This is a genomic window from bacterium, from assembly GCA_035371905.1.
Lineage (GTDB): Bacteria > Ratteibacteria > UBA8468 > B48-G9 > JAFGKM01 > JAMWDI01.
Genome location: DAORXQ010000149.1, coordinates 2,123 through 3,171, shown reverse-complemented (window position 1 = coordinate 3,171; position 1,049 = coordinate 2,123). Strand labels below are relative to the sequence as shown.

General features: G+C 31.6%; 1 protein-coding gene. It reads right to left on the bottom strand.

The genetic code is table 11. From position 1 onward, the window contains the following. On the bottom strand, positions 1–1,049 hold a 1,049-nt coding region (locus tag PKV21_09835), incomplete at both ends, for a ShlB/FhaC/HecB family hemolysin secretion/activation protein (GenBank protein HOM27786.1).

The following is a 1,049-nucleotide window of genomic DNA, read 5'->3' as shown; positions in this document are numbered from 1 at the left end:
GGAATACTGACCTCCAAATCTTGTCATCAATTGTACTTTGCCCATCTGGAAAATATCAACTACATCAAGATTAAGTTTCGTCCATGTTCCATCTGCAAGTCCAGGTCTGCTTGAATTTGTATATTCTTCATCCTCCATTCCTCCAAACAAATCGCCAAGTCCAAAAGTTGCTTTTGCTGTCCAGTAAAGATGAGATTTTGAGAAAAGAATGTCTCTGTTTACTCCAATTTCTAAAGTTGAATATTTATCATAAGAGGTAGTATATGTTCTTTCAAATAAATAATTCTCCATTTCTTTCCAGTTTAATGAAGTAAAAAATTCAAGGTTTTTAAATCTGCTTCTTACAATAGGATAAGAAAAGTTCAATGAAAGAATATTTGCTTTTCCTTCAACTCCAAGAGGGTTAATTTCTTCATCTATTTCATATCTCATATTTGACCAGTTCAATCCAAGTTTTGCACCTGTTCCTGCCAGTGGGAGAATATATCCGATTTTATAATAATTCATTGAGTCAAGGTCTAAAACATTTCCTACTCCTGTTAAAGATAAAATGTCTCCATTTCTGGTTAAATTCCCAAGGTCAAAATTAAAACCAAAACGAGTCCTGCCTGTATATCTTGAGCCGTAATTATTTAAGAAAACATTGAGATTAAATGGATAATACTTTTCTTCAACATCAACTACTATATCGGTCATCCCTTCACCTTCTCCTTTTGTTAGATTTGCATATGCATTTAGTTTGGGATAATCGTTTAAAATAAGTAATGACCTTTCAAGTGATTTATTATTCAAAACATCTTCTTTTTTTACATTGTTAAAATGGTTCTCTATAAATTTATCTGTATAATATTTATTACCTTCTACCTTTATCTTACCAACCTTACCTTCAATTATCCTTATCTCAACAACTCCATCAACAACTTTCTGAGCAGGAATGTATGCAAAAGAAGTAACATAGCCCTTATTCCAGTAAATTTCTGTTATTTTGTCTGCAACTTGCTTTAAATCGACAATTGAAATTTCTTTTCCTACATAATCACTTGTAATTT